Annotated in this window: 2 protein-coding genes; one reads left to right on the top strand and one right to left on the bottom strand. The window is 73.9% G+C overall.

What is annotated here, in order from left to right; translation table 11 throughout:
- Positions 1–5: 5 nt before the first annotated feature.
- A complete protein-coding gene (locus GL263_RS28945; protein WP_323379583.1) occupies positions 6–173 on the top strand; it encodes a phosphatase PAP2 family protein in 168 nt (55 codons plus the stop codon).
- 3 nt (positions 174–176) lie between these two features.
- Here the strand turns inward: GL263_RS28945 and GL263_RS27220 are convergent.
- Positions 177–972 (bottom strand): SGNH/GDSL hydrolase family protein (locus GL263_RS27220; RefSeq protein ID WP_182858389.1); only part of this gene is annotated, 796 nt, incomplete at its 5' end.

Here is a 972-nt window from a genome sequence, read left to right as displayed (position 1 = left end):
GGCTGGTGTTGTGGGTCGTGGCGGTGGGGGTCAGCAGGGTGTATCTCGGTGTGCACTGGGTGTCCGACGTGGTGGCCGGCTGGTTGTTCGCGCTTGTCCTCTGCCTGTGGGGCCTGCCGCCGTTGGCCGCGGCGCTCCGCCGCCTCAGGCCGGGGGCGGCCGGGAACGCGTGAGGGTCAGCCGACGGCGTCGGCGATGGCGGCGGTGTAGCGCCACACGCCGGGTGAGGGCTCGGGGCAAGGGCGTCCGTTGGCGGTGAGCGGGGCGAGGCAGAAGTGCAACGGGTCGTCGTCGCGGTGGAGTTGGGCCCGGCCGTCGCGGCAGAGGCCGGCGGCGGTCTCCTCGGCGTCGCACGGCAGGTACTGGGTGTAGGTGTAGCGGGCGTCGGGGGCGCTGACCCTGGCGCCCGCGTCGGCGAGCGCGCCGCCGGCGCGTACGACGTGCATCTCGTAGAGCTGGTTGATCTTGGGAATCCGGGCGGGGTTGAACGCGTCGGGGCCCTGGAGGACCCACACCAGGCGCGGTTGCGGGATACCGGCCTGGACGGCGGCGGTCTGGATCTGCCGGGTGAGGGACCGGATGTCGTCGCCGTAGCGGGTGAGGTAGCCGGGGTGGTCGGCGGCGACGCCTTCCATGCAGGGCGTGTAGAGCCAGGAGTTGCCCCAGAACTGGAGGACGACCGTGTCCGGCCGCCAGTCGCGGACGAGGGCGGCTGCCTTGTGGGCGGCCGGGACGAGGGAGGACGCGCCGGTGCCTTCGAGGTAGTCGCAGAGGGTGGTGCCGGAGTGCGGGGCTGCGCGGTAGTCGTGGCCGGACTGCCGTATGCGGCGGCCGAGTTCGTCCTGGGTCTCGGTGGCGATGGAGTCGCCGAGGTAGAGGACGCGGCCGGTGCGCCGGGTGGGCGGCGACGCCGTTGGCGGCCCCGGGGACGCTGCCGGTGTGCTGACGGCCCTGGGTGGCGGGGCGGTGGAC

The sequence above is a fragment of the Streptomyces durbertensis genome, assembly GCF_014156695.1.
Classification (GTDB): Bacteria; Actinomycetota; Actinomycetes; order Streptomycetales; family Streptomycetaceae; genus Streptomyces; species Streptomyces durbertensis.
Note: the sequence above shows the minus strand (reverse complement) of the source record. Positions and strands in the feature narration are given on the sequence as shown.